At 55.9% G+C, this 24,921-nt stretch carries 25 protein-coding genes; 19 read left to right on the top strand and 6 right to left on the bottom strand.

The window, feature by feature from the left end; all coding sequences use genetic code 11:
* The first annotated feature begins 82 nt into the window (after nucleotides 1-82).
* From fliD to fliT, 3 genes are read left to right on the top strand one after another with little or no spacing between them, the layout of a single operon-like run.
* Nucleotides 83-1,513 (top strand): flagellar filament capping protein FliD, encoded by a 1,431-nt coding sequence (gene fliD / locus AACV31_RS02100; protein ID WP_165154569.1) that lies wholly within the window; start codon nucleotides 83-85, stop codon nucleotides 1,511-1,513.
* A 9-nt stretch (nucleotides 1,514-1,522) separates the two neighbouring features.
* Nucleotides 1,523-1,933, top strand: a complete 411-nt coding sequence (fliS, locus tag AACV31_RS02095) for a flagellar export chaperone FliS (RefSeq protein ID WP_007769638.1) — start codon at nucleotides 1,523-1,525, stop codon at nucleotides 1,931-1,933.
* Nucleotides 1,933-2,295: a flagella biosynthesis regulatory protein FliT gene (fliT, locus tag AACV31_RS02090; protein WP_007769635.1), complete on the top strand. Its 363-nt coding sequence runs from the start codon at nucleotides 1,933-1,935 to the stop codon at nucleotides 2,293-2,295. Before fliS ends, fliT begins: the two co-directional genes overlap by 1 nt.
* Nucleotides 2,296-2,562: 267 nt before the next feature.
* Here the strand turns inward: fliT and yedD are convergent, their stop codons facing one another.
* On the bottom strand, nucleotides 2,563-2,976 hold the full coding sequence (gene yedD, locus AACV31_RS02085; RefSeq protein WP_007769633.1) for a lipoprotein YedD: 414 nt from the start codon (nucleotides 2,974-2,976) through the stop codon (nucleotides 2,563-2,565).
* A 203-nt stretch (nucleotides 2,977-3,179) separates the two neighbouring features.
* Between yedD and yedE the strand changes: the two genes are divergently transcribed.
* From yedE to AACV31_RS02065, 4 genes are all read left to right on the top strand, one after another.
* A complete protein-coding gene (yedE, locus tag AACV31_RS02080; protein WP_007769631.1) occupies nucleotides 3,180-4,397 on the top strand; it encodes a selenium metabolism membrane protein YedE/FdhT in 1,218 nt (405 codons plus the stop codon).
* Nucleotides 4,394-4,627, top strand: a complete 234-nt coding sequence (yedF, locus tag AACV31_RS02075; RefSeq protein ID WP_004386794.1) for a sulfurtransferase-like selenium metabolism protein YedF — start codon at nucleotides 4,394-4,396, stop codon at nucleotides 4,625-4,627. Before yedE ends, yedF begins: the two co-directional genes overlap by 4 nt.
* Before the next feature lie 78 nt (nucleotides 4,628-4,705).
* Complete coding sequence (locus AACV31_RS02070; protein WP_165154571.1) at nucleotides 4,706-5,389, top strand: SOS response-associated peptidase; 684 nt, start codon at nucleotides 4,706-4,708, stop codon at nucleotides 5,387-5,389.
* Nucleotides 5,386-5,535 carry a hypothetical protein gene (locus AACV31_RS02065; RefSeq protein WP_221413618.1) on the top strand — a complete coding sequence of 50 codons (150 nt, stop codon included), beginning with the start codon at nucleotides 5,386-5,388 and terminating at the stop codon, nucleotides 5,533-5,535. Before AACV31_RS02070 ends, AACV31_RS02065 begins: the two co-directional genes overlap by 4 nt.
* Nucleotides 5,536-5,609: 74 nt before the next feature.
* Here AACV31_RS02065 and AACV31_RS02060 read toward each other — a convergent pair whose 3' ends face one another.
* Entirely contained in the window at nucleotides 5,610-6,479 is an 870-nt protein-coding gene (locus AACV31_RS02060) for a helix-turn-helix transcriptional regulator (protein WP_165154573.1), read from the bottom strand.
* Nucleotides 6,480-7,068: 589 nt separating this feature from the next.
* On the opposite strand from AACV31_RS02060, the gene AACV31_RS02055 reads away from it, so the two are divergent.
* From AACV31_RS02055 to AACV31_RS02040, 4 genes are all read left to right on the top strand, one after another.
* On the top strand, nucleotides 7,069-8,079 hold the full coding sequence (locus AACV31_RS02055) for a Gfo/Idh/MocA family oxidoreductase (protein ID WP_165154575.1): 1,011 nt from the start codon (nucleotides 7,069-7,071) through the stop codon (nucleotides 8,077-8,079).
* 60 nt (nucleotides 8,080-8,139) lie between these two features.
* On the top strand, nucleotides 8,140-9,081 hold the full coding sequence (locus AACV31_RS02050) for a sugar phosphate isomerase/epimerase family protein (RefSeq protein ID WP_165154577.1): 942 nt from the start codon (nucleotides 8,140-8,142) through the stop codon (nucleotides 9,079-9,081).
* Nucleotides 9,082-9,343: 262 nt separating this feature from the next.
* Nucleotides 9,344-9,793 (top strand): hypothetical protein, encoded by a 450-nt coding sequence (locus AACV31_RS02045; protein ID WP_165154579.1) that lies wholly within the window; start codon nucleotides 9,344-9,346, stop codon nucleotides 9,791-9,793.
* A gap of 125 nt (nucleotides 9,794-9,918) precedes the next feature.
* Complete coding sequence (locus AACV31_RS02040; protein ID WP_007769617.1) at nucleotides 9,919-10,830, top strand: ATP-grasp fold amidoligase family protein; 912 nt, start codon at nucleotides 9,919-9,921, stop codon at nucleotides 10,828-10,830.
* A gap of 15 nt (nucleotides 10,831-10,845) precedes the next feature.
* Here the strand turns inward: AACV31_RS02040 and AACV31_RS02035 are convergent, their stop codons facing one another.
* On the bottom strand, nucleotides 10,846-11,910 hold the full coding sequence (locus AACV31_RS02035) for an ATP-binding protein (RefSeq protein WP_165154581.1): 1,065 nt from the start codon (nucleotides 11,908-11,910) through the stop codon (nucleotides 10,846-10,848).
* Nucleotides 11,907-12,611, bottom strand: a complete 705-nt coding sequence (locus AACV31_RS02030) for a response regulator (RefSeq protein WP_165154641.1) — start codon at nucleotides 12,609-12,611, stop codon at nucleotides 11,907-11,909. The genes AACV31_RS02035 and AACV31_RS02030 overlap by 4 nt, the downstream gene beginning before the upstream one ends.
* 269 nt (nucleotides 12,612-12,880) lie before the next feature.
* Between AACV31_RS02030 and crrC the strand changes: the two genes are divergently transcribed.
* Nucleotides 12,881-13,333: a colistin resistant protein CrrC gene (gene crrC, locus AACV31_RS02025; protein ID WP_255491244.1), complete on the top strand. Its 453-nt coding sequence runs from the start codon at nucleotides 12,881-12,883 to the stop codon at nucleotides 13,331-13,333.
* Between the two features lie 271 nt (nucleotides 13,334-13,604).
* Complete coding sequence (locus tag AACV31_RS02020) at nucleotides 13,605-16,694, top strand: multidrug efflux RND transporter permease subunit (protein WP_165154583.1); 3,090 nt, start codon at nucleotides 13,605-13,607, stop codon at nucleotides 16,692-16,694.
* A 154-nt stretch (nucleotides 16,695-16,848) separates the two neighbouring features.
* On the opposite strand, the gene AACV31_RS02015 is transcribed toward AACV31_RS02020, so the two are convergent.
* Both AACV31_RS02015 and fliE read right to left on the bottom strand, forming a co-directional pair.
* Nucleotides 16,849-17,373, bottom strand: coding sequence for a hypothetical protein (locus tag AACV31_RS02015; protein ID WP_165154585.1), 525 nt, complete (start codon nucleotides 17,371-17,373; stop codon nucleotides 16,849-16,851).
* Nucleotides 17,374-17,777: 404 nt separating this feature from the next.
* Nucleotides 17,778-18,089, bottom strand: coding sequence for a flagellar hook-basal body complex protein FliE (gene fliE / locus AACV31_RS02010; RefSeq protein WP_075199174.1), 312 nt, complete (start codon nucleotides 18,087-18,089; stop codon nucleotides 17,778-17,780).
* A 230-nt stretch (nucleotides 18,090-18,319) separates the two neighbouring features.
* On the opposite strand from fliE, the gene fliF reads away from it, so the two are divergent.
* From fliF to fliK, 6 genes are read left to right on the top strand one after another with little or no spacing between them, the layout of a single operon-like run.
* Entirely contained in the window at nucleotides 18,320-20,035 is a 1,716-nt protein-coding gene (gene fliF, locus AACV31_RS02005) for a flagellar basal-body MS-ring/collar protein FliF (RefSeq protein WP_075199173.1), read from the top strand.
* Nucleotides 20,032-21,054, top strand: a complete 1,023-nt coding sequence (fliG, locus tag AACV31_RS02000; RefSeq protein WP_041923703.1) for a flagellar motor switch protein FliG — start codon at nucleotides 20,032-20,034, stop codon at nucleotides 21,052-21,054. The genes fliF and fliG overlap by 4 nt, the downstream gene beginning before the upstream one ends.
* Nucleotides 21,047-21,751 carry a flagellar assembly protein FliH gene (gene fliH, locus AACV31_RS01995; protein ID WP_007769339.1) on the top strand — a complete coding sequence of 235 codons (705 nt, stop codon included), beginning with the start codon at nucleotides 21,047-21,049 and terminating at the stop codon, nucleotides 21,749-21,751. Before fliG ends, fliH begins: the two co-directional genes overlap by 8 nt.
* The gene (gene fliI / locus AACV31_RS01990; RefSeq protein ID WP_041923704.1) at nucleotides 21,751-23,121 is read left to right on the top strand and encodes a flagellar protein export ATPase FliI; all 1,371 of its coding nucleotides are present in this window, start codon (nucleotides 21,751-21,753) and stop codon (nucleotides 23,119-23,121) included. Before fliH ends, fliI begins: the two co-directional genes overlap by 1 nt.
* A gap of 21 nt (nucleotides 23,122-23,142) precedes the next feature.
* A complete protein-coding gene (fliJ, locus tag AACV31_RS01985) occupies nucleotides 23,143-23,586 on the top strand; it encodes a flagellar export protein FliJ (protein ID WP_007699260.1) in 444 nt (147 codons plus the stop codon).
* Nucleotides 23,583-24,845, top strand: coding sequence for a flagellar hook length control protein FliK (gene fliK, locus AACV31_RS01980; protein ID WP_165154587.1), 1,263 nt, complete (start codon nucleotides 23,583-23,585; stop codon nucleotides 24,843-24,845). The genes fliJ and fliK overlap by 4 nt, the downstream gene beginning before the upstream one ends.
* Nucleotides 24,846-24,921: the final 76 nt, after the last annotated feature.

Below are 24,921 nucleotides of genomic sequence, written 5' to 3'. Positions count from 1 at the left end.
TTTTTTTGCCGCTGAGAGTAAACTTTTGCTTTGCGTCGCCGATAAGAGACTGAAACGACCATCGACTTCAAGGAAATCACGCATGGCTACAATCAGTAATCTCGGGGTAGGCTCGAATCTTGGGCTTGCCGATCTGTATGACAAGCTGGAAGCGGCAGAACAAACCAAACTGACGGTTATCACGACACAGCAGACTGCCTATAACACGCAGCTGAGCGCCTACAGTAAGCTGCAAAGCTCGCTGCAGAGCCTGCAAACCGCGACAGCGACCCTGGGTAAAACCGCAACATGGAACTCCACGTCGGTCAGCAGCACCAACACCGCGTTTGCCGCAACCACCACCAGTGATGCGATGACCGGTGACTATACCGTTAACGTAAAACAGATGGCGAAAGCCCAGGTGCTGACCTCCGGCTCTATCGCCAGCAGCACCACGCAGCTGGGGGCCACAACGGGCACCACCCGTACCGTCACCATCAGCCAGCCGGGCACCTCAAAACCGCTGACCGTTTCTCTGGCTGATGGCGATACGTCGCTGAACGGCATTGCGAAAGCTATCAACAAAGCGGGCGGTAATGTCTCTGCGAGCGTGATCAAGGCCTCTGACGGCGATTTCCGCCTGATGCTGACCTCCAAAACCACCGGCACCACTAATGACATGACCGTAACGGTCACCGGCGACGATACCCTGCAGGGCATTATCGGCTTCGATTCCAGCACCAAAACCGGCGCGCTCTCCATCCAGACGGCCTCTCAGAACGCCAAAGTGGTGGTGAACGATATCGAAATCGAGCGCTCCACCAACGTCATTTCCGATGCCCTGCCGGGCACCACGCTGACGCTGAAAGCGCAGAGCACCGCCAACGAAACGCTCTCTGTGACCCGCGCGACCGACGCCAACAAAAAGGCGGTCACCGACTGGGTTACCGCGTACAACACGCTGCAGTCCACCATCGCTTCTGTGACCAAATACGTCAAAGTTGATAAGGGCGACACCCAGTCTTCCAGCAACGGCGCGCTGATTGGCGACAGCAACGTGCGTTCTATCCAGTCTCAGCTGCGCAGCACGCTGACGCAGGTGCAGAGCGGCAGCGTCGCTATTCTGGCGCAGCTTGGCGTGACGCAGGATCCGGTTCTGGGCGCCGATGGCGCCGCTGGCGTACTGAAAGTTGACGATGCGAAGCTGACCAAAGCGCTGACCGAAAACCCGGACGCCGTCCAGGCGTACTTCGTGGGCGACGGTAAAACGACCGGTTTGGCCACGCAGATGAATAACACCCTGACCTCAATGCTCAGCACCACGACGGGCAAAGAAGGGGTGATTCAGAACGCGAAAGACAGTATCAACGACACGCTGAAATCGCTGGATAAGCGCTATACCGCGATGGAAGCTTCCATTGAAGCCACCATGGCGCGTTATAAGTCGCAGTTTAGCAACCTGGACTCCCTGGTGAACAAACTGAACAGCACCTCAACGTACCTGACTAAACAGTTCTCCTCTTCAAGCAGTTAAGGAACGGATATGTACAATAGCTCTGGTGTTCAGGCCTACCAGCAGGTGGGCCTGGAAAGTGCGGTAATGAGCGCAAGTCCACACCAGCTGGTCGTAATGTTGTTTGACGGGGCACTCAGTGCCCTTGTCCGCGCGCGTCTGTTTATTGAACAGGGCGACACGCAGGCGAAAGGTCAGGCCCTGACCAAAGCCATCAACATTATTGATAACGGACTTAAGGCCGGCCTGAATATGGATATTGGCGGTGATTTACCCCAAAACCTGGCCTCGCTTTATGAATATATGGTGCGACGTTTACTGCATGCGAACCTGCGTAACGATGTTGATGCCATCAATGAAGTCGAAACCCTGATGACCAATATTGCTGACGCCTGGAAGCAGATTGGTCCCGGCACCACTCTCGCGCAGGAAACCTATTGATGAATGATTTCATCTCATCCCTAAATAACTGGCAGGCGCTTTACGCGCTTAGTAATACCATGCTCAGCCTGGCGAATTCAGGACAGTGGGATGAGCTGATTGAACAGGAAGTAAAATACGTTACCCTGGTCGAGGCGATTGCCCGTAACCCGATTGAGCCGGACAACAGCGTGTTTCATGAGAAAGCGCGTGACCTGCTGACGAAGGTGCTGGCCAACGAAGCCGAGCTAAAAGTTAAACTTCAGGCGCGCATGGAAGATTTGCGCGTTTTGATAGAGCAGAACGGCAATCAGAAATCCCTGGTGACAGCCTACGGTAATCTTTCCGGCAACGTGTTGATGCCAAACGATCTGAATCAATAATTTCCTGTCATTCAGGGCCGTGGCGTTAAAACCACGGCCCTGCGCTTTTCTCCCGTCCGGGAACGTAAAAATTGTCGTGTGATGTGTGAAGCGGATGTCTGGCCTGAGGGTGGGTGTTTCGCCTGGTGGTGGGTGTTTCGTCTGGTGGTGGGTGTTTCGTCTGGTGGTGGGTGCGCTGCGCTTACCCACCCTACAAAAAACACTCCAGCCCGTAGGGCGGGTAAGCAACGCGCACCCGCCATCAAACTCTCGCTTATAAAAAAGCCATTACGGCAGCGGCGTGTCCAGCGGATTTTTGGCGAGGAAATCCGCGCACTCGGCCGTCGGACGGTCCACGCGCTCAAGCGTCATCCCCGCGTACTCCAGCGTGTCGCCCTCGCGCGCGAGCTTATAAACCTCCAGCTTTCTGGTCACGTTATAAAGCGCATCGCCGCGCCGCATCAGCTTGCCGGGCAGCGCTATCACCCGCTGCCACTGACGGCAATCAAGCGTATCGCCATCGGCCGTCACCACCAGGCTCGCCATCGCTTCCGGGCTCACCAGTTCGCTCTGCGGCCCTTTCGACTGCCAGTATCCCGCAAGCCCCGCCGGCGGCGGCGTTTTCACCACGTCGTTATAATTCTCCACCTGAACGCATCCGCTCAGCCCCAGCATCATCAATCCCAGTGCGATTTTTTTCATCGTTTGTCCTGCCCGTGAAGAAAAAAAGATTGTGGCATTAAAGCGTTAACGCTTCCACCCCAACGCCGCGCCGCAGGAATTGATCCAGATTCACTTTTGCCGAATTTTTGCTGTGCGAAAGCCGCCAGCGGCGTAATATGCGGGCTTCTTTTGGCGCCCGCGCGGCGCCTTTTAGTTCCGTCTGAGTTCAGAGGCTAAAATTCATGTCATGGCACGACTTTAAACAGCAATACCTCATCCGTTTCTGGGCCCCGCTGCCCGCCGTAATCGCCGCAGGCATCCTCTCCACTTACTATTTCGGGATAACCGGCACCTTCTGGGCCGTCACCGGCGAATTCACCCGCTGGGGCGGCCAGCTCTTACAGCTCTTTGGCGTTCACGCCGAAACCTGGGGCTACTATAAGCTGATTCATCTGGAAGGCACCCCGCTCACCCGTATCGACGGGATGATGATCATCGGGATGTTTGGCGGCTGCTTTGCGGCGGCGCTGTGGGCGAACAATGTGAAGCTGCGTATGCCGCAGCACCGCATCCGCATTATCCAGGCGGTGGCGGGCGGCATTATCGCGGGCTTCGGCGCGCGTCTGGCGATGGGCTGTAACCTGGCGGCGTTCTTTACCGGCATTCCGCAATTCTCCCTGCACGCGTGGTTTTTCGCGCTGGCGACGGCCATCGGCTCGTGGTTCGGCGCGCGCTTTACCCTGCTGCCGCTGTTTCGTATTCCGGTGAAAATGCAGAAAGTGAGCGCCGCCGCGCCGCTGACGCAAAAGCCTGACCAGGCGAAGCGCCGTTTTCGCATCGGGATGCTGGTGTTCGCGGGCATGGTGGGCTGGGCGCTGCTCACCGCGATGAACGCGCCGAAACTGGGTCTGGCGATGCTGTTTGGCGTCGGTTTCGGCCTGCTTATCGAACGCGCGCAGATCTGCTTTACCTCGGCGTTTCGCGATATGTGGATAACCGGCCGCACCCATATGGCTAAAGCGATTATTTTCGGTATGGCGGTCAGCGCCATCGGTATTTTCAGCTATGTGCAACTGGGCGCCGAGCCGAAAATCATGTGGGCCGGCCCGAATGCGGTGCTGGGCGGGCTGCTGTTCGGCTTCGGGATCGTACTGGCGGGCGGCTGTGAAACCGGCTGGATGTATCGCGCCGTGGAAGGTCAGGTGCACTACTGGTGGGTCGGGCTTGGCAACGTGATAGGCTCGACGGTGCTGGCCTATTTCTGGGACGACCTTGCGCCGTCGCTCGCCACTAACTGGGATAAGATCAACCTGCTGAATACGTTCGGTCCGCTTGGCGGGCTGCTGGTGACCTATCTGCTGCTCTTCGCCGCGCTGATGCTGGTCATCGCGCAGGAGAAACGCTTTTTCCGCCGTCAGAAACCTGCTACCACCGTTGCTGCTGTTAAGGAGGGCGCATGAACGCCATTACCCCTGATTATCGCCTGGATATGTCCGGCGAGCCCTGCCCTTACCCGGCTGTCGCCACGCTTGAAGCGCTGCCGCAGCTGAAAAAAGGCGAAATCCTGGAAGTAATCAGTGACTGCCCGCAGTCTATCAATAACATTCCTTTAGACGCCCGCAACCACGGCTATACGGTGCTGGATATCCAGCAGGATGGCCCGACCATCCGTTATCTCATCCAGAAATAACCCTCTGCGCCCTCCCCGCCGGGAGGGCGCGCGGTTCCTGCCCTATACTTCGGTAAAGCCTGTTAACCGGAGCCTGTTATGTGCGGCAGATTTGCCCAGACCTTAAGCCGTGAAGAATACATTGCGGCGCTTGATGAAACGATCGAGCGTGATATCGCTTTCGATCCAGAGCCGCTGGCGCGCTATAACGTGGCGCCCGGCACCCGCGTGCTGCTGCTGAACCAGCGCGACGATCTGTTGCATCTCGACCCTGTCCACTGGGGCTATGCGCCGCAGTGGTGGCACAAAACCCCGCTGATTAACGCGCGAGTGGAAACCGCCGCCACCAGCCGGATGTTTAAGCCGCTGTGGCAACACGGGCGCGCCATTGTTTTCGCCGACGGGTGGTATGAGTGGAAACGCGAGGGCGATAAAAAGCAGCCTTATTTCATTCACCGCGCCGATGGTCAGCCGTTGTTTTTCGCTGCCATCGGCAAAGCGCCGTTTGAGCATGGCGACGATCGGGAAGGGTTTGTGATTGTCACCGCGGCGGCGGACAAAGGGCTTATCGACATCCACGACCGCCGCCCCGTGGCGCTGACGGCTGAGGCCGCGCTCGCCTGGCTGAGCCCGGAGACCTCAGACGCCCGCGCCGAAACGCTCGCGCACGACGCTGCTCTCGGCCCGGAAGCGTTTATCTGGCACCCGGTGGATCGCGCGGTCGGGAATATCAGAAACCAGAGCCCTGACCTGCTCGCGCCCATTAATGACCCCGTGGTGTGACGCTTTTATTAGGTAATCCGCCGCGTTACGGGCATGATGTTAAGGAAGAATTTAATCAGGGAACGGAGACGATGCGCAAGACGACGATTATTTTAGTGGTAGTGGCGGTTGTAGTCTGGGGCGCCGATTATATGGGCTGGCTGTAGATATCCTGGGTACGCCCCGTCCTGTTTCAATGTTGCGGGCTGGCTAACCCTGCGTCATACCGCACGCCTGGATATCAGCGTTTAATTTTTCCGGTCAGCCAAAGTTTTTTATAACGCGCCGGTGAAATACCGACCAGATTATTGAACAGGCGATGGAAATTGTTAACGTTATCGTAGCCCACTGCATGGGCTATCTCCGTGACGCCAAGGCGCGTGCTGAGTAATAAGTTTTGTGCCTCGCCGATACGCAAACGGGTCTGATAATGTTTGGGCGAATACCCGGAATAATATTTAAAGACATGCGCCAGGTAAAAATGATTCACATTGATAGTGGCGGTCATGGAGCTGAGCGTAATCTCTTCTTTATAATGGCTATCGATGTACGCCTTAATACGCTGGCCGAGCCGCATATTATCACTTTCCTCTTCCCCACTATTTTCGCTCCAGAGGCGGCGACAGAGTAATAACAATACGGCCAGAAGGTTATCGCCTATGTCCGCGCTGTAAAGCGCGTGCCGGTTAACCTGCGCCAGCATCATTTCGAATAACTGGCCTATTTCGTCATAATAGTCACCGCTGTGCATGACGGCAGGTTGCGCTCGCGTTGTCAGTACATTAAGCGGCAGACCCTCCACTTTTAATTGTTCGACGCCGCAACTGTAAATCAGTAATTCATCGGACGCCTCCGGGATTTCATCATGCAGCACGTGCGCATTAAAGAGAATGATGTCGCCCTGTTTCACGTGGTAGTTACGACCATCAATGTTGTAAACCCCGCGGCCTGAGCGAATAAACATCACTTCGAAACGATCATCGTGCTTGTGCATAATGCGGGGAATAGCCTCTTCCCGCCCTTGCGCTTTGCAGATAAAAGCCAGGCGTGGCCGCACGCCCTCGCTGAACCCGCTCGCGGGCGGATGCTCGTTAAGACAAAACGTGATCATGATCTCTCCTGTCCCTGTCCCGCTATGTCGTCGGATCTAAAACGCAACGCCCCTGATCGTCGATGTTACTCAGAAATCGCTGAAAGGAGAATCTCGTTAGGATTGTCCTGATGAGAGATTCACATAAAAAACCACCGCTGTCGGCGTATTCTCATTGAAAATGAAAATATCATCAAAATTGCTTTGTATAACTTCCCTTAATAAACCCCTTTAAAAATGTCATGACTCACCGTACTGCTGACGATCCGCTTCCGGAGCCGGTTTTACCGCCCGCCGGAATACTTTTATTGCGGCTGCCCTGGCGGTAATTTTCAGGTCTTCAGGCCGGTCTTTTCGGGATATCTTCATTCTTGTCATGTCAACGAACCCATACGAGTTTGTGACGTATACCCCACCATTTTGTGCTTTTTACTCTCAAATTATGATCGCTGGCACAGCATAAAATCGCCGGAAGGCACGCCTCTTTTTTCGGTCGTTCGCTCTGATATAACGTTGTCGCAACACCACCGTAGTCATCCCGTGGGCCACCAGGATTTATCGCGATGGTGATACCGCGGGCTTTAGCGTCTTTATATCTGAGGAATTATCAATGACGGTTAAAATCGGCCTGATAGGTCTGGGAATGATTGGTCGCGATCACCTGAAACGCTTGCAAACGGTTATTTCAGGCGCGCAGGTGACAGCGGTGTGCGATATTAATCACGCGGCCGTTGATGCGCTGGCGAAAGAGACTGGCGCCGCCGCGTTTTATGATGCCCAGGAAATGATCCATTCGCCGCTGGTCGATGCGGTATTTATCTGCTCGACGGGTCCGGCGCATAAAAACCAAATTCTGGCCGCCTTTGCGGCAGGCAAACCGGTCTTCTGCGAAAAACCCCTGACGCCAACCGCAGATGAATCGCAGGAGATTATCGAGGCGGAAATCAACGTCGGTAAGCGGCTGCTGCAACTCGGCTTTATGCGTCGCTTCGATCCGGGTTATCAGGCGCTGAAGCAAACCATTGAGAGCGGCGCGCTCGGCGATATTCTGCTCATTCACTGCGCTCACCGTAACCCGTCGGTGCCGGAGAGCTATACGCTTGAGATGGCCATCAACGACTCGGCCACCCACGAAATTGACATCATTCGTTATCTGCTGGGAGAGAACATTACCTCGGTGCGCGTGGACAGGCCGCGCAAGAAAACCCGTCATGCGCTGGCGCATTTACAGGACCCGCTGATGGTGATTTTCGAGACCGCGTCAGGCGTGCGCATTGACGATGAGCTGTTTGTGAATTGCCAATACGGCTACGACATCCGCTGCGAAGCGATTGGCGAAAACGGTATCGCCGCGCTGACGGAACAGCAGTTCATCAGCACCCGCTCACTCAACGGCAACGCTCAGCATATCCCGCAATCCTGCATGGAACGTTTCGCAACCGCATACGATCGCGAGGTACAGCATTTTATCGATAGCGTACGCGAGGGGCGCGGCATCAGCGGTCCCTCGTCATGGGATGGCTACGTGGTGGCGCGGGTATGCGACGCCGGGCTGGCGTCGCTCAAGGACGGCGGCAAACATGATGTGGTCATCCCGGCGCAGCCCGCGCTGTACCGCTAATCGCCGTACGTGACGGCAGGTTGAGAAAGCATCCATCGCGCACCCGATCAAGGAGCAATAATGAAACTCGCATTATGTACTGACGTTCTGGGGAATTTACCCTTCCCGGCCATGCTGGATAAAGTGAAAAGTTATGGCATCAGCGGCGTGGAGATGACCGCGGGCGGCTGGTCGCCGTGTCCGCACGTGCCCACCGACGCGTTACTCGCCTCGCCAGAGAAGCTTGAAGCGTTCAGAGACGAGCTGGCGACGCGCGAGATGCGTATTGTGGCGCTGAATTGCTCCGGTAATCCGCTGGCGCCGGGTGAACTCGGAGAAATACACAGCAGAAGCAGCTACCGCGCCGTTGAGCTTGCCGGCAAGCTGGGCGTAAAAAAAATCGTAATGATGAGCGGCCTGCCGGGCGGCGGCCCTGACGATCGTATTCCAAACTGGATAACCTCTACCGTCTCCTGGCCTGACTATATGCCAGGCGTCATTGATTATCAGTGGAATGACATCGCTATCCCGTGGTGGAAAAAGTTCGTGCAGCATGCGAAGACGCATGGCGTTGAGCACATCGCTATTGAAGCCTTTCCCGGGCAACTGGTTTACAACCCTTCCACGCTGCTGCGTCTGCGTCATGCGGCAGGCGACATCATTGGCATGAATCTCGATCCCTCGCACCTGATTGCGATGGGCGCGGATCCGATTGCCGCGGTGCGTAAGCTGGAAGGCGCGATATTCCACGTACACGGTAAGGATGCGCGTATTGAACGTGGTCTGGCCGATGTGGACGGGCTGATGGAGTATCAACCGGTGACCAGTACCAGAACCCGCACATGGAACTATGTGGCGGTGGGCTGCGGCCAGGATTTGAAATGGTGGAAGGAGTTTTTCTCGGTACTGCGCATGACTGGCTATGATGGCGACGTGTCGCTGGAGATGGAAGATCTCACCATGAGCGTAGAGGCTGGACTGCAGACTTCAATCGATGCCTTAAACAGCACCATCAGTCGTTAGTCTTGAGCGCGCAGAGGGCAACGTAAGACGTTGCCAGGCTCTGGCTTCAGAATGGACAACGCTTCAGGTAAGGCGAAGACGGAATCGTTCTTCGCACGCCTTGAGGCAGGTAAGCCCTCTGCCCTTTTGATTCTGTTATTACCTTCGGCGACGCTTTTACTTTACGCGATATAACATCAGACCCGCGCCAGGTATTACTACCCGGTTGACAACCCTGTACGCATCGGTGAGGATCAATATAAATCAATGCACGGAAAAGCACATGCAGCAAATAATGAATGTTTTATTAGGCTTATTACCCCTGATTGTGATTTGTATTCTGCTCAGGCTGTTCCTTCGCAAGCTGCGCAACCCAAAGCCTGCCTTTTCAGATAGCAATGAAATGAAACAGATATCATATAATCCTTCGTTGTTTGGCTGGGGCCTGACAAAAGAACGCTATTGTTTTGACAAGCACGCTTTATACAGAATGAAGGGAGATACCACAGAAGAAATTAACCTTTCTGACATCGTCAGTGTTAAACCAGGCTATACCACGGTCAATAACCGCCGTAACTGGGTGGTGGTTTATAGTAATAATGGACTGAAAAAAGAAGCGCGCTTTTTTCATAATATCACCCTGCTAAATCATAACTTCGCACAATTTCTTGTTGCGGTAAAACAAGCCAACCCTGAAGCGGACGTTAAAGAAATATCGCTTTTTAACGTCTGAGGTCAGAAACATGGGCGCGTCTCTGACGCGATGCGCTCCTCGCTCTCCATATTGGCTCCATACGCCAGACAATAAGAATCAATACTTCACCTGCACACTATCGCGTATACCCCGGAGAGGACGCGATGAGCAGACTAAATTATCATTTAAAATGTGCTGAGTTTTTCCTCAGGAAATGCAGAACCGTTTTCAGCTCAGACCTGAAATTTCATACCGGCAGGCTCCGGGAAATAACCGGATATTGCCCTGATATCAAAACGCCCACCACGCTAAGCGAGAAGATCTGTCACCGCTTGGTGTATGAACGTGATGACCTCTATACCCTTCTGGCAGACAAACTCGCCGTGCGTGATTACGTCCATGCCAAAACGCAGAGAGTAAAAACGGTGCCCTTAATTGGCGTTTACATCAGGGCTGAGCATATTGATTTTACAAAACTTCCTGGAAAGTTTGTTTTAAAATGCAATCATGATAGCGGCAGCACAATGGTGTGTACGAATAAAGAGGCTTTTAATCACCATAAATCAGTATACAAGCTTAAGCTTGCGCTTAAGAAAAACATGTATTACACCACGCGAGAGTGGCAGTATAAAAATATTAAGCCCTGTATTTTATGCGAGACCTATATTGACGTCTATGCCGGCGCAGACCAAAGCACCACGCCTGAAATGTTGCGTATACACTGTTTTCACGGTGAGGCCAGTTTTATCGAGGCCGATTTTACCGATGCGCAGGGAAAGGGGTTTGTGAATGTCTATGATCGCTACTGGCAATTACAGCCCTTCCGGATGGAATATCCTAATACGCCGGAAGCGATACGCGAGCCTGCGTTATTTCATCAGGCTATTCTGGCCGCGCAGGAGCTGGCGAACGGCATCGGGTATTGCCGGGTCGATCTGATGCTCACGAAAGCGCACATCTATTTTAGCGAAATCACGCTAAGTCCGCGACGCGGTAAACTGACCATCACGCCAGTGGAGTGGGATGCAAAGCTCGGAAGACGGTGGCATTTAAAGAGCCGGGAAAGGCTCGTTTGAGCCTGCCCCGGTTCATCAGGCGACCGGCCAGGCCAGCCTGAAGATTGAGTGATGCTGCTTCGTTAACCGATACGTCGCATCACCACCGTGGGCTGACATAATGGCTTTTACCACGGATAACCCTAAGCCGCAGCCATGCGGGTTAAGGGCGCTGGCGTCTTTCTCACGCTGAAAAGGCTGAAAAAGAAAGGTGTGAAACGCTTCAGGAATGCCAGGGCCCTGGTCCTGAATAATGATGTAGTTTTCTTTATTCGTAACGCCATTTTTTATAGTGAGCGACCGCGAAGTGGAGTAGTGCAGCGCGTTATCAAAAAGCACCGTCAAACACTGATTAATACGCAGCGCATCACACATGCAGCGCTGCGGTTTGAGTTCTGTCTTAATCTCAAATTGCTGGCGCTTAAATTGCGGCATAAAGGCATCAAGCGCCTCCGTTATCGTCTCCCTGAGATCGACGTCGCTTTGGCTTAACGTGTACCCAGCGCCGCCGTCAGAGCTGACGACCCGGAGATCTTCTATCAGTCGGGTCAGTCCTTCGGTTTGTTTAAGCAGCTTTTGAAACAATACCGGCTCCGGCGTAAAGACGCCGTCCACCAGCCCCTGCAGCCTTCCCTGCAAAATGGTGACGGGCGTCCTTAGCTCATGGGCGATGGCGGCATTCCACGCTTTGCGCTGCACGTCGAGCGTCTGTAGTTTCTCAGCCATATCGTTAAAGTCGTTGACCAGATGATTCATCTCGCCCAGTTGAGAACTGGCGCAAAAGGCTCTGGCATCAAGATCCCCTTTCGAGATTCGCTTAAGGCTATAGGCCACTTCATTTAAGGGCGTAAGGATGCGGGACGAGAGCTTGACCGTAAAAAAAAGCGAAACCATCAGACTAATGGTCGAGGCGGTCGCGATCCACAACCAGTCCCACATCGTCATCGAATCTTCATTCCCCGCGTCCGCCCCACCGGGAATATAATCCAACAGAAAGGTATAGAATAAATACGAGCCGAGAATGGCGATAAAAATAATAATAAACGTCAGAGAGAGCATATACGTCAATATTTGACGACTCAGGACGGGCTCTTGTTTCATTTATTTTCTCCGAGTCGGTAGCCTATTCCTCTTATGCTTTCCGGCACCCCGTTAAGGCCCGCGAGCTCAAGCTTTTTACGCAGTTTGCTCATATGGCTGTCCACCGTCCGGTCAAGCGTGTCGCCATCAGGCAGGCAGGCGTTGAGCAGTTCTTCACGGGTGCAGACTTTGCGCGGGTTTCGCGCGAGATGCATCAACAGCTTAAATTCCGTGGTGGTCAGCACCGGCGTACTCACCCTGCCGTCGGCGGTAATTTCCACATAGAAATCATCCGGGTAGATAGTAAGAAAAGGCGTTCTGACCGGCCGGGAGCCGGGGCTTTCCGCCCCCGGTCTGGCCCTGCGTAATACCGCTTCAACCCGCGCGACCACCTCGGAAGGATTAAAAGGCTTGATAACATAATCATCTGCGCCAAGCCGCAGCCCCATGAGCTTATCCACGTCCTGATCGAGCGCCGTGACCATAATGACAGGCACATTACTCTCCTGGCGCAGCGTGGAGAGGACTTTCCAGCCGTCAAACACCGGCAGGTGTATATCCAGCAAAATGAGTTCCGGCTTATAACGACGCACCGCATTGATGGCCTGCTCTCCGTCCGTCGCCCGCAGCGTTTTCATTCCCGCCTGATGCAGATAGCTTGTCAGTATATCGGCAATTTCGTCGTCATCTTCTGCGACAATAATCAAATTGTGTGCGTTCATTTTATCTCTGTTCATACGGTAAGCCTGTAGCGACTGGCTATTATTTGCATAAAAATCGTGGCGGCAATAATGACTCGTAGCCGGGGGAATATTCCCTGTGCGCAATGAAGCGCCTGTTTTATCTTTTGTCCGGTTGCTATGGAACATTGAGACCTTTCGGGCGCAGGAAAGTTGCCGCTGCGACAGAAAATTTACGGCCGCGGTCGGCGTTACGCTCTCCACACTGGCTACACATAATCCCTATCATCACGCAACACGTCAGGGAAATAATGACCAGCAATGGCATCCGACAGGGAATGTCAGTCAGTGAGACCGTATTTATAGAGAAGCCAATGATGATGTGTAATCACTTTTTCATTATCCGGAAAATCGCAACCGCTTGTCTCTTTCTGCTTGTTTCCTGGGCGCTCCTTCACCTGTGGTTAATTTTAATACACAGCATCGACGAAAGGGTCGCGGCCACCCTGCTCTCCTCGCCCATTATTTTCATCTGTATGGGCGTTACCGTGTTTTCTGTACTGGCGCAAAAGCAGGCGGGCGTCGCGCAGGCCTGGTATATAATGACGCTTGGGTTAGTCCTCGCTTTTATTATTCTTATTTTACTGTTCAGCGTGCTACTGAATACACTACCGGATCTCGACGATTTGGTTTTCTACTATGAGTGCTTTCTCATCCTCTTTTTTACCGGCTCGCCTTTATATCTTTTTATACGAATGCTGTAAAAACGCGCCTTATCATGACTACGAGGAGGATGCGGGTATCCAGGGGCGCTCCACACTTCCTCCATAAACCGTCCATACGCCTTAAACGCGCGGCCCTTAGAATGCTTTTTTTATTATTTCGCCCCGGATAACCCGGTTAACAGAAACATTCACAGGCGCGCCAGCTCCCGGACTGCGTTACGTCATCATGACCGGTTTATGCCTTAAAGAGTTACCCGACAAAACGTTCTGTTTCAACGCCACAATAGCATGCTCACTGGAAATCGTATTCATGTCGCACTTTTTTATTGAACGCCCTGTTTTCGCCTGGGTCGTGGCGCTTTTTATCGCCCTCACCGGGGTTATCTGTATCCCGCATCTGCCTGTGGCGCAATATCCCGCCGTGGCGCCGCCCGGAATCATCATTTCCGTGAGTTACCCGGGCGCCAGCCCGGAGGTGATGAACACCTCCGTGGTTTCATTAATCGAGCGCGAAATTTCTGGCGTTGATGATTTGCTCTATTTTGAATCGTCCAGCGATACCACCGGCATGGCGTCGATTACGGTGACCTTCAAACCCGGCACCGATATCAAACTGGCGCAGATGGATCTGCAAAACCAGATAAAAATTGTCGAGCCTCGTTTGCCCCAGGCGGTGCGGCAGAATGGCATCAGCGTTGAGGCCGCAAACGCCGGGTTTCTGATGATGGTGGGCCTGAAATCGCAGAACGGCCAGTATGAAGAGGCGGATCTCAGCGACTATTTTGCGAGAAATGTCACCGATGAGCTGCGCCGCGTACCGGGGGTGGGCAAAGTGCAGCTGTTTGGCGGCGAAAAGGCGCTGCGTATCTGGCTGGACCCAATGAAACTTCACGGTTACGGGCTTTCCATCACCGACGTTTTAACCGCGCTTAGCCAGCAGAACGTCATCGTTTCGCCAGGCAGAACGGGCGATGAACCGACAACGCCCGATCAGGGCGTGACGTATCCCATTACGCTCAAGGGCCAACTGACCTCGGTTGAGGCGTTTCGCAATATTACGCTTAAATCAGAGACCAGCGGCGCGCGCCTGACGCTCTCTGACGTCGCCCGCGTGGAGTCCGGCCTGCAAAGCTACGCTTTTGGCATACGCGAAAATGGCGTACCGGCGACCGCGGCCGCTATCCAGCTCTCACCTGGGGCGAATGCGATCAGTACCGCCGCCGGCATCCGTTCGCGGCTTGCCGAACTGTCACCCGTGCTGCCTGACGGCATGACGTTTACCGTGCCTTTTGATACGGCCCCTTTTGTGAAGCTGTCCGTCATGAAAGTGGTGAAGACCTTTGTCGAAGCGATGATCCTGGTCTTCCTGGTGATGTTTCTTTTCCTGCATAAAATCCGCTGCACCCTGATCCCGGCGATTGTGGCGCCTATGGCGCTGCTCGGGACGTTTACCGTCATGTATTTAATGGGGTACTCCATCAATATTCTGACTATGTTCGGCATGGTGTTAGCCATCGGCATTATTGTCGATGACGCTATCGTGGTGGTGGAGAATGTCGAACGCCTGATGCATGAAAAAGGATTGTCGCCACGCGATGCCACCCATGAGGCGATGCGGGAGATAACCCCCGCCATCATTGGCATTACCCTGGTGCTGACGGCGGTCTTTATACCGATGGGGTTTACGGGCGGATCGGTCGGGATTATTTATCGCCAGTTCTGTATTGCTATGGCGGTCTCCATTTTGCTGTCCGCCTTCCTGGCGCTGACGCTGACGCCCGCGCTCTGCGCTACGCTGTTAAAGCCTCAGCAGAAAGCCAGCGCGTTTTCCCGCTGGTTTAATACCCGTTTCGATACTCTGGCTTCGTTATACGAAACTACGCTCGGAAGGCTTCTGAAGCGTACCGGACGTATGATGATGCTTTATGCGGCGTTGTGTCTCGCGCTGTATGCCGGGTTGTCGTCTCTGCCCTCCTCGTTTCTGCCGGAAGAAGATCAGGGCTACTTTATGTCGTCGATACAGCTGCCTTCCGACGCCACGATGCAGCGAACGCTTAACGTAGTGCATAAATTCGAAGAAGAGATAGCAACGCGCCAGGCGATTGAAAGCAACATCATGATCCTGGGGTTTGGGTTTTCAGGCTCCGGGCCTAACTCCGCGATGGCGTTTACCACGCTGAAAGACTGGGGCCAGCGCGAGGGGATCACGGCGCAAAGTGAAGCGAACCATATTCAGTCGAGCATGGAAACGGTGTCGGATGCCGTGACAATGAGTCTTCTCCCCCCGGCGATTTCCGATATGGGGACCTCATCTGGTTTTACGTACTATTTGCAGGACAGAGGGGCCAGGGGCTATGCGGCGTTAAAACAGGCCGCGGACAACCTTGTTCAGCGCGCGAACCAAAGCGATACGCTAAGCGATGTTTATATCGATGGCCTTGCGGACGGCACCCGTCTCGCGCTTGACGTCGACAGGGAAAAAGCGCAAGCCCTGGGCGTGTCGTTTGAGGAGATCAACCAAACGCTTTCCGTCGCGGTGGGATCAAATTATGTCAATGATTACACCAATAATGGCCGCGTTCAGCAGGTGATCGTTCAGGCGGATGCCCCGTTCCGTATGCAACCGGAGCAGGTGCTGCGCTTATCGGTGAAAAACCGCCAGGGAGAAATGCTGCCGCTGTCGACCTTCGTGACGATGTCCTGGAACCAGGCGCCGCAGCAGCTCAATCGCTACCAGGGCTACCCGGCTATCCGCATCACCGGAAGCGCGGCGCCAGGGAAATCCAGCGGCGCCGCCATGGTCGCGATGGAGCAACTGGCGAAAACGTTACCGACGGGTTTCGCCGGCGAATGGGCGGGCAGCTCCTTGCAGGAGCAGGCGTCTGCCGCACAGCTTCCCGGCCTCATCGCGCTCTCCATTCTGGTGGTCTTTATGGTGCTCGCCGCCCTCTATGAAAGCTGGTCGGTTCCGCTTGCGGTGATGCTGGTGGTGCCGCTCGGCCTGCTCGGCTCCGTAACGGCGGTGATGGTGGCGAATATGACGAATGATGTGTTTTTCAAGGTGGGCCTGATCACCCTGATTGGGCTTTCCGCTAAAAACGCGATTCTGATTATCGAATTTGCGAGGCAGTTACGCGCCAACGGCGCGAGCCTGAGCGAAGCGGTGATGACGGCCGCACGCCAGCGCTTACGCCCTATTCTGATGACCTCGCTGGCGTTCACGCTTGGCGTGGTGCCGCTGATGCTCGCGAAAGGTGCAAGCGACAGTACCCAGCATGCGATAGGCACGGGCGTGTTCGGCGGGATGATAAGCGGGACGCTGCTGGCGGTGTTTTTCGTTCCCTGCTTTTATGTCGTTATTACGCGCGCCGTTGAATATCGCCAGCGAAAGCAGGATTAAAAACGCGCTATGCAATAGCGTGCTTATTACGGCGGTTCGATTTACTGAAGCGCTGTTTTGCATTCACCGGTTTCTGAAAGCAAAAGGTTTGCGCACCTCTGCCTCATGCCTGCCCGACGCATCATCGTATGAAGCTCAGGCAGGCCGCCTGACGCTACCCGTTATTATTTTCAGACACTATCGTACATAGCGTGACGGGGCCATCTGCATACCCCTGAACGGTGAAGTCAGGAAATTTTGTCACCATCACCATGCTGTCTGATTGATAACTCTCAGGGGTATTACGCAGCTGGGATTCATTCTGTTGGGCCATTTGTACGGAATATGGACTGGTAACGCTGATGCTGTCCGGATCAACCTTATGCTTCTCTCCCGTATCGTCTGTCATCACGTTGAGGCGATAGCGTTGTGTAATAACAGGCGTGGTCGTGCCAGACGGTACGAATGTCGTAATGACCTGAAATACTCGCTTGTTACCCTGATTTGAAAGCACGGTCATGTTGTGTCGGATATCCAGCGTCACGGGCTTCTGGTCCACGATAATATTCCAGGGAACGTGGCATATAACCTGGCTGCCTACCTTCTGTGCGGCATTTACCTGCAATATCTCTTCATGTGAGGCCGCAAAACACAGTGGCGGTATGACCAGGCATAGTAATAAAACGAGACGACTGAACATCTTCATATTTCCTTATCCACCTTTACCTTCCAGTATCGATACCTGTTATACCTTTAAAAACACCCCATGCGTTATTCAGACAAGGGTTATTTATGGCTAAAGGCTTCATCATACAATCGACAGATCTTTTCCGCCCCTCGTTTAACCGGGTGTAAAGTTGCGCTGTATTCCCGTCAACCCGCCGCGCATATCACTCGGCACCAGGATGTCCCGCTGCCGCATCCCGTACGCTTCAATCCCCTGCCAGTCAAATTAGCCCGCACCGCTAACCCGCTTGCGGCCCTCAGCCCCATAAAGCAAAAAAAGCAGGCAGCCCTGAACAGACAGAGATTCTCTGCCAGCTCATCGCCACCTGCTCATAAAAGCGTGCCTGATAGATTTCTATCAACCCGTTTAGCGGGTTACTACACCTGCATATTCATAATGTCCTGGTATGCCGCAACCAGCTTGTTACGCACCTGGACGCCCATCTGCAGTGAAATGGACGATTTTTGCAGGTCAACCATCACATCGTTCAGCGCCACGCCCGGCGTGCCGATTGCGAATTTTTCCGCCTGAGTGCGGGCGGCGTTTTGCGTATCGCTGATACGTCCAAGCGCGGCCTGTAACTCTCCGGCGAAACTCACGGAGGGCGGGGTCTCGACAGCATTATTGCGCGCCACCTGCATGGTGGCCTGCATCTGCTGGAGTACCCCTTCAATACCCTGAATAGCCATCTTTTACCCCTGGATGATTTTTCAACGGGGTGCAGAGTAACATTTTGTCAATGGGATAAAGGCTCTAAATAACGATAAAAAACCAACCTATTTGACCCATAGAAAATCGCGTAACAGCCAATAATGACCCTCGCCATCATAGTGGAACTTTAGTCGTGCTTGCCGACCCTGGAGTCCGTTTTGCTTCATAACACGCATTATTCTGTCAACGCTGAGTCAAGAGGGGCGCAATGACTGCCGCAGCTTCAACTCAAACGCCACAAAATAAAACCGTAGAGTGGCTCAACCGCTTACGCGCAAACCCGAAGATCCCCTTAATGGTGGCCGGGGCCGCCGCGGTTGCTATCATTGTGGCTCTGGTGCTCTGGGCAAAACAGCCGGAGTACCGCGTGCTTTACAGCAATCTGAGCGATCAGGACGGCGGCGCTATCGTCACCCAACTGACTCAGATGAACATCCCTTACAACTTCGCGGATAACGGCGCCTCTATCATGGTGCCTGCCGAGAAGGTGTACGACCTGCGTCTGCGTCTCGCCCAGCAGGGGCTGCCGAAAGGCGGCGCCGTGGGCTTTGAGCTGATGGATCAGGAAAAATTCGGCATCAGCCAGTTCAGCGAGCAGGTTAACTACCAGCGCGCGCTGGAAGGCGAACTGGCGCGCACCATCGAGACCTTAGGTCCGGTGAAGTCGGCGCGTGTTCACCTCGCCATGCCAAAACCCTCTTTATTCGTTCGCGAGCAGAAATCGCCTTCCGCGTCGGTCACCCTGAGCCTGCAACCGGGTCGCACGCTTGATGACGGTCAGGTCGCTGCCGTCGTGCATATGGTCTCCAGCGCGGTCGCGGGCCTGCCGCCGGGTAACGTGACGCTGGTGGATCAGGCAGGTCGCCTGCTGACCCAGTCCGGCACCGGCGCTCGCGATCTTAACGACGCCCAGCTGAAATACGCCTCCGACGTTGAAGGCCGTATCCAGCGCCGTATCGAATCTATCCTTGCGCCTATCGTCGGCACCGGCAACGTCCATGCCCAGGTTACCGCGCAGATCGATTTCTCTAATAAAGAACAGACCGAAGAGCAGTACCGTCCGAACAGCGACCCGTCGCAGATGGCGGTACGTTCTCGCCAGCTGAACACCAACGACCAGGTGGGCGCGGGCAATCCGGGCGGCGTACCGGGCGCGCTCTCTAACCAGCCGGCACCGGCGAACAGCGCGCCTATCGATGCGCCTGCCGGGCAGAATGCCAACGGACAGAACGCTAACGGTCAGAATGCGAATGGCCAGAACGCGCAGCGTACGCAGAGCACCAGCACCACTGGCGCCAGCAGCGGCCCGCACAGCAGCCAGCGTGACGAAACCACGAACTACGAAGTGGATCGCACCATTCGCCATACCAAGATGAATGTGGGCGACGTGCAGCGTCTCTCTGTTGCCGTGGTGGTGAACTACCGTCAGCTGGGCAACGGCAAGCCGCTCGCGCTGACCGCCGATCAGCTGAAACAGATTGAAGACCTGACCCGCGAAGCGATGGGCTACTCCGACAAGCGCGGCGACACCCTGAACGTGGTCAACTCGCCGTTTACCGCGAGCGATGAAGCCGGTGGCGAACTGCCATTCTGGAAGCAGCAAGCCTTCATCGATCAGCTCCTGTCCGCAGGCCGCTGGCTGGTGGTGCTGATTGTCGCCTGGCTGCTGTGGCGTAAAGCGGTCCGTCCGCAGCTGCAGCGCCGCGCTGAAGAAGTTAAGCGCGTACAGGAAATTCAGCAGCAGCGTCAAGAAGTGGAAGAGTCCGTGGAAGTTCGCCTGAGCAAAGACGAACAGACGCAGCAGCGCCGCGCTAACCAGCGTCTGAGCGCAGAAGTGATGAGCCAGCGTATCCGCGAAATGTCAGATAACGATCCGCGCGTGGTCGCGCTGGTCATCCGCCAGTGGATGAGTAACGAGCTATGAGTAACGCTAATTCCAACGCTAATCCGAATGGGCTGTCCGGCACCGACAAAAGCGCCATTCTGCTGATGACCATCGGCGAAGACCGCGCGGCGGAGGTGTTCAAGCACCTCTCGCCTCGCGAGGTGCAGCACCTCAGCGCCGCGATGGCGAGCGTGCGTCAGATCTCTAACAAACAGCTGACTGACGTGCTGGCGGAGTTTGAGCAGGAAGCGGAACAGTTCGCGGCGCTGAGCATCAACACCAACGACTACCTGCGTTCGGTGCTGGTCAAAGCGCTGGGCGAAGAACGCGCTTCCAGCCTGCTCGAAGATATTCTCGACTCCAAAGAGACCACTTCGGGTATGGAAACGCTCAACTTTATGGAGCCGCAGAGCGCCGCCGACCTTATTCGCGACGAGCACCCGCAGATTATCGCCACCATTCTTGTGCACCTCAAACGTGCCCAGGCGGCGGATATTCTGGCGCTGTTCGACGAGCGTCTGCGTCACGACGTGATGCTGCGTATCGCCACCTTCGGCGGCGTCCAGCCGGCGGCGCTGGCGGAACTGACCGAAGTGCTGAACAACCTGCTCGACGGCCAGAACCTCAAGCGCAGCAAAATGGGCGGCGTGAGAACCGCGGCGGAAATCATCAACCTGATGAAAACCCAGCAGGAAGAAGCCGTTATTACGGCGGTTCGCGAGTTCGACGGCGATCTGGCGCAGAAAATCATCGACGAGATGTTCCTGTTCGAAAACCTGGTGGAAGTCGACGACCGCTCCATCCAGCGCCTGCTGCAGGAAGTGGAGTCCGAATCTCTGCTTATCGCCCTCAAAGGCGCCGAGCAGCCGCTGCGCGAAAAATTCCTGCGCAACATGTCGCAGCGTGCGGCCGATATCCTGCGCGACGACCTGGCCAACCGCGGTCCGGTGCGTCTGTCTCAGGTGGAAAACGAACAGAAAGCGATCCTGCTCGTCGTCCGTCGTCTGGCGGAAACCGGCGAGATGGTAATTGGCAGCGGCGAGGATACCTATGTCTAATAAGCTTCCCTGGCAGCGCTGGATGCCGGATGACCTCGCCCCGCCTGTAATGCCGGAATTTATGGCATTCGAGGAGACGGTCAACGGCGAAAGCGAAGAAGTCGACGAAGAGCAGTTACGTCTGCAACAGCAGCAGCAAGCGCTGGTGATGATGCAAACCCAGGCGCATGAGCAAGGCTATAACGCCGGGCTCGCCGAAGGGCGTCAGCAAGGCTTCGAGCAGGGCCGCCAGGAAGGCCATTCGAAAGGACTTGAACAAGGGCTCGCCGAAGCGCGCGCCCAGCAGGGGCCGATCCATGCGCGTATGCAGCAGCTGGTGAGCGAATTCCAGTACACGCTGGACGCGCTCGACAGCGTGATCGCCTCTCGCCTGATGCAGATGGCGCTGGAAGCCGCGCGCCAGGTGATCGGCCACGTCCAGGTGGATAACAACCATCTGATTAAGCAGATCCAGACGCTGCTGCAGCAGGAGCCGCTGTTCAGCGGCAAACCGCAGCTGCGCGTACACCCGGACGATTTACAGCGTATCGAAGAGATGCTCGGCGCGACCTTAAGCCTGCACGGCTGGCGTCTGCGCGGCGACCCGACGCTGCATCCGGGCGGTTGCAAAGTCTCCGCCGATGAAGGCGATCTTGATGCGAGCGTGGCGACGCGCTGGCAGGAACTGTGCCGCCTGGCCGCACCAGGAGTGGTGTAATGACCGCCCGTCTGACTCGCTGGCTCAATACCCTCGATAATTTCGAGGCCAAAATGGCGCAACTGCCGTCGGTGCGCCGCTACGGTCGTCTGACCCGCGCCACCGGCCTGGTGCTGGAAGCGACCGGGCTGCAACTGCCGCTCGGCGCGACCTGCATTATCGAGCGTCAGGAAGGCACGCAGCTCCAGGAAGTGGAAAGCGAAGTGGTCGGCTTTAACGGCCAGAAACTGTTTTTAATGCCGCTTGAAGAAGTGGAAGGCATTTTACCAGGCGCGCGTGTTTATGCCCGCGCGGGCCTGGGCGAAGGGTTACAGAGCAGCAAACAGCTGCCGCTCGGCCCACAGCTCCTCGGTCGCGTGCTGGATGGCGCGGGCAAGCCACTTGACGGTCTGCCCTCCCCTGACACCGAAACCACCGGCGCGCTGATCACGCCGCCGTTCAACCCGCTGCAACGTACCGCGATTGAAGATGTGCTGGATGTCGGCGTGCGCCCGATCAACGCCCTGCTCACCGTCGGTCGCGGCCAGCGTATGGGCCTGTTCGCCGGTTCCGGCGTCGGTAAATCGGTGCTGCTCGGCATGATGGCGCGCTACACCCAGGCGGATGTCATCGTCGTAGGGCTTATCGGCGAGCGTGGCCGCGAAGTCAAAGACTTTATCGAGAACATCCTCGGCGCCGAAGGGCGCGCCCGCTCGGTGGTGATCGCCGCCCCGGCGGATGTCTCTCCTTTATTACGTATGCAGGGCGCCGCGTATGCCACCCGCATCGCAGAAGATTTCCGCGACCGTGGTCAGCACGTACTGCTGATCATGGATTCGCTGACCCGTTACGCAATGGCGCAGCGTGAAATCGCGCTGGCCATCGGCGAGCCGCCGGCGACCAAAGGCTATCCGCCTTCGGTTTTCGCCAAACTGCCCGCGCTGGTGGAACGCGCCGGTAACGGCATCACCGGCGGCGGCTCGATTACCGCGTTTTATACCGTACTGACCGAAGGCGACGACCAGCAGGATCCGATCGCCGACTCCGCGCGCGCCATTCTCGACGGCCACATTGTGCTGTCGCGCCGCCTCGCGGAAGCCGGTCACTATCCGGCAATTGATATCGAAGCGTCCATCAGCCGCGTGATGACAGCCATCATCAGCGAAGAACATTACGCGCGCGTGCGGACCTTCAAACAGCTGCTCTCAAGTTTCCAGCGCAACCGCGATCTGGTGAGCGTCGGAGCTTATGCCAAAGGCAGCGATCCGATGCTGGATCGCGCCATTACGCTGTGGCCGCAACTGGAAGCGTTTCTGCAGCAGGGTATTTACGAACGTTCCGGTGTAGAGGATGCGTTGCAGGCACTGGAACTTATCTTCCCGTCAGTATGATGAGGTATGAGGGAGGTAGCCATGAAACAAAATGGCGCGCTGAACACGCTTAAAGATATGGCTGAGAAAGAAGTCGACGATGCCGCGTTGCGGCTTGGCGAAATGCGTCGCGGCTGTCAGCAGGCGGAAGAACAACTGTCGATGCTGATGAACTATCAGCAGGAATATCGCAATAACCTGAATCAGACCATGACGCAGGGGATTGCCAGTAACCGCTGGGTCAATTACCAGCAGTTTATCCAGACGCTGGAAAAAGCGATTGAACAGCATCGCCTCCAGCTGTCGCAGTGGAATAACAAAGTCGATCAGGCGCTCTCCTTCTGGAAAGAGAAGAAGCAGCGTCTTCAGGCCTGGCAAACACTCCAGGACCGGCAGGCCAGCGCGGCGCTGCTGGCGGAAAACCGGCTCGATCAAAAAAGAATGGATGAATTTGCCCAGCGGGCATCAATGAGGAAAGGCGAATGATTACGTTGCCCAATGTTGTGCTGACCAGCGACGTCGATGCGACCGGCACGGGTGCCGGGCTGAAAGGCCTCGATGCGAAAGGCGGCGACGCGGCGCAGGATTTCCTGGCGCTGTTAGGCCAGCATTTCGCAGGCGGACTCCCGCTTGCCGACGGTAAAACGCTGTCGCTCGCGCAGTTGCAGGGCGCCGGTAAAGAGACGCTGGCGGGTAAAACGCTGGCCGACGCCACGGCAAGCCAGCCGGGCGTGCAGAACGATCTGGCGCGACTGCTGGATCAACTGACCAACGGCGAAATCACCCCGGCCGATCTGACGCTTGCCGCAGGCGATGCGCAGGCGGTGACGGCTGACGCCGCGAAGCCCGCGCTGAAAACCGCTGGTCTTGACGACGATAAAAAGCTCAGCGATGAAGATATGGCCGCCTTAAGCGCCCTCTTCGCCATGCTGCCGCCGACTCAGCAGCCGAACGCGGCCGCGGGCGCAACGATGCAGACGCAGGCTCAGGGCGTCGCCGCACTGAGCGCCAGCGGCTTTAGCCCGGCGGCGAGCCTGACTCAGACGCTCGGCAACGCCAAAAGCGATGCCAAAACCAGCGCTAAAAGCGATGACGCCGCCACCCCGCTGACGGCGGCCGCCGCCAGCGCGCCGGTGACCGGCCAGGTAGCTGCGGATGTCGTCGCGCCTGTGTCAACGCTCGATAAAACCGCCGCCGACGTCAGCAGTACGCAGGTGCCGCACAACCTGAACCTGCATGCGCTGTCGTCCACGACGACTCAGGGTTCGCAGAACACCGCCCCGGTGATCGCGATGCCGACCCCGCAGGTCACCGCGCCGCTCGGTACCCCGGACTGGCAGAGCTCGGTGAGCCAGCACATTACGCTCTTTACCCGCAACGGCCAGCAGAGCGCCGAGCTGCGCCTGCACCCGGAAGAACTGGGCGCGGTACAAATCAGCCTGAAGCTTGACGACAATATGGCGCAGGTGCAGATGGTGTCGCCGCACAGCCACGTGCGCGCCGCGCTGGAAGCTGCCCTCCCGACGCTGCGCGCGCAGCTCGCGGAAAGCGGTATTCAGCTGGGCCAGAGCAGCATCAGCAGCGAAAACTTTAGCGGTCAGCAGCAGCAAAACAACCCGCAACAGTCTGCCTCATCCCGTTCCGGCGGCGGTTTTAGCCTGAATGGCGAAGAAGAAGCGATTGCCGCTCCGGCAAGCCTTCAGGCAGCCGCTCGCGGCAACGGCGCGGTCGATATCTTTGCCTAACGCCAGAGGTAACGTGATTATTCCCGTTTTTTCCAGGCTTTGACTGCGCGCAGAGACGGGATAATCACTCTATCGC

The organism is Cronobacter sp. EKM101R, assembly GCF_963888145.1.
GTDB lineage: Bacteria > Pseudomonadota > Gammaproteobacteria > Enterobacterales > Enterobacteriaceae > Cronobacter > Cronobacter turicensis.
Note: the sequence above shows the minus strand (reverse complement) of the source record. Positions and strands in the feature narration are given on the sequence as shown.

What these genes read in the sequence shown, in the direction of transcription:
- fliD (WP_165154569.1), top strand. Translation starts at nt 83, where the DNA reads ATGGCTACAATCAGTAATCTCGGGGTAGGCTCGAATCTTGGGCTTGCC.
- fliG (WP_041923703.1), top strand. Translation starts at nt 20,032, where the DNA reads ATGAGTAACGCTAATTCCAACGCTAATCCGAATGGGCTGTCCGGCACC.
- fliT (WP_007769635.1), top strand. Translation starts at nt 1,933, where the DNA reads ATGAATGATTTCATCTCATCCCTAAATAACTGGCAGGCGCTTTACGCG.
- fliI (WP_041923704.1), top strand. Translation starts at nt 21,751, where the DNA reads ATGACCGCCCGTCTGACTCGCTGGCTCAATACCCTCGATAATTTCGAG.
- AACV31_RS02020 (WP_165154583.1), top strand. Translation starts at nt 13,605, where the DNA reads ATGTCGCACTTTTTTATTGAACGCCCTGTTTTCGCCTGGGTCGTGGCG.
- AACV31_RS02070 (WP_165154571.1), top strand. Translation starts at nt 4,706, where the DNA reads ATGTGCGGCAGATTTGCCCAGACCTTAAGCCGTGAAGAATACATTGCG.
- fliK (WP_165154587.1), top strand. Translation starts at nt 23,583, where the DNA reads ATGATTACGTTGCCCAATGTTGTGCTGACCAGCGACGTCGATGCGACC.
- AACV31_RS02055 (WP_165154575.1), top strand. Translation starts at nt 7,069, where the DNA reads ATGACGGTTAAAATCGGCCTGATAGGTCTGGGAATGATTGGTCGCGAT.
- AACV31_RS02060 (WP_165154573.1), bottom strand. Translation starts at nt 6,479, where the DNA reads ATGATCACGTTTTGTCTTAACGAGCATCCGCCCGCGAGCGGGTTCAGC.
- fliE (WP_075199174.1), bottom strand. Translation starts at nt 18,089, where the DNA reads ATGGCTATTCAGGGTATTGAAGGGGTACTCCAGCAGATGCAGGCCACC.
- fliH (WP_007769339.1), top strand. Translation starts at nt 21,047, where the DNA reads ATGTCTAATAAGCTTCCCTGGCAGCGCTGGATGCCGGATGACCTCGCC.
- yedE (WP_007769631.1), top strand. Translation starts at nt 3,180, where the DNA reads ATGTCATGGCACGACTTTAAACAGCAATACCTCATCCGTTTCTGGGCC.
- fliS (WP_007769638.1), top strand. Translation starts at nt 1,523, where the DNA reads ATGTACAATAGCTCTGGTGTTCAGGCCTACCAGCAGGTGGGCCTGGAA.
- yedF (WP_004386794.1), top strand. Translation starts at nt 4,394, where the DNA reads ATGAACGCCATTACCCCTGATTATCGCCTGGATATGTCCGGCGAGCCC.
- fliJ (WP_007699260.1), top strand. Translation starts at nt 23,143, where the DNA reads ATGAAACAAAATGGCGCGCTGAACACGCTTAAAGATATGGCTGAGAAA.
- AACV31_RS02050 (WP_165154577.1), top strand. Translation starts at nt 8,140, where the DNA reads ATGAAACTCGCATTATGTACTGACGTTCTGGGGAATTTACCCTTCCCG.
- fliF (WP_075199173.1), top strand. Translation starts at nt 18,320, where the DNA reads ATGACTGCCGCAGCTTCAACTCAAACGCCACAAAATAAAACCGTAGAG.
- AACV31_RS02040 (WP_007769617.1), top strand. Translation starts at nt 9,919, where the DNA reads ATGAGCAGACTAAATTATCATTTAAAATGTGCTGAGTTTTTCCTCAGG.
- crrC (WP_255491244.1), top strand. Translation starts at nt 12,881, where the DNA reads ATGACCAGCAATGGCATCCGACAGGGAATGTCAGTCAGTGAGACCGTA.
- AACV31_RS02030 (WP_165154641.1), bottom strand. Translation starts at nt 12,611, where the DNA reads ATGAACGCACACAATTTGATTATTGTCGCAGAAGATGACGACGAAATT.
- AACV31_RS02045 (WP_165154579.1), top strand. Translation starts at nt 9,344, where the DNA reads ATGCAGCAAATAATGAATGTTTTATTAGGCTTATTACCCCTGATTGTG.
- AACV31_RS02015 (WP_165154585.1), bottom strand. Translation starts at nt 17,373, where the DNA reads ATGTTCAGTCGTCTCGTTTTATTACTATGCCTGGTCATACCGCCACTG.
- AACV31_RS02035 (WP_165154581.1), bottom strand. Translation starts at nt 11,910, where the DNA reads ATGAAACAAGAGCCCGTCCTGAGTCGTCAAATATTGACGTATATGCTC.
- yedD (WP_007769633.1), bottom strand. Translation starts at nt 2,976, where the DNA reads ATGAAAAAAATCGCACTGGGATTGATGATGCTGGGGCTGAGCGGATGC.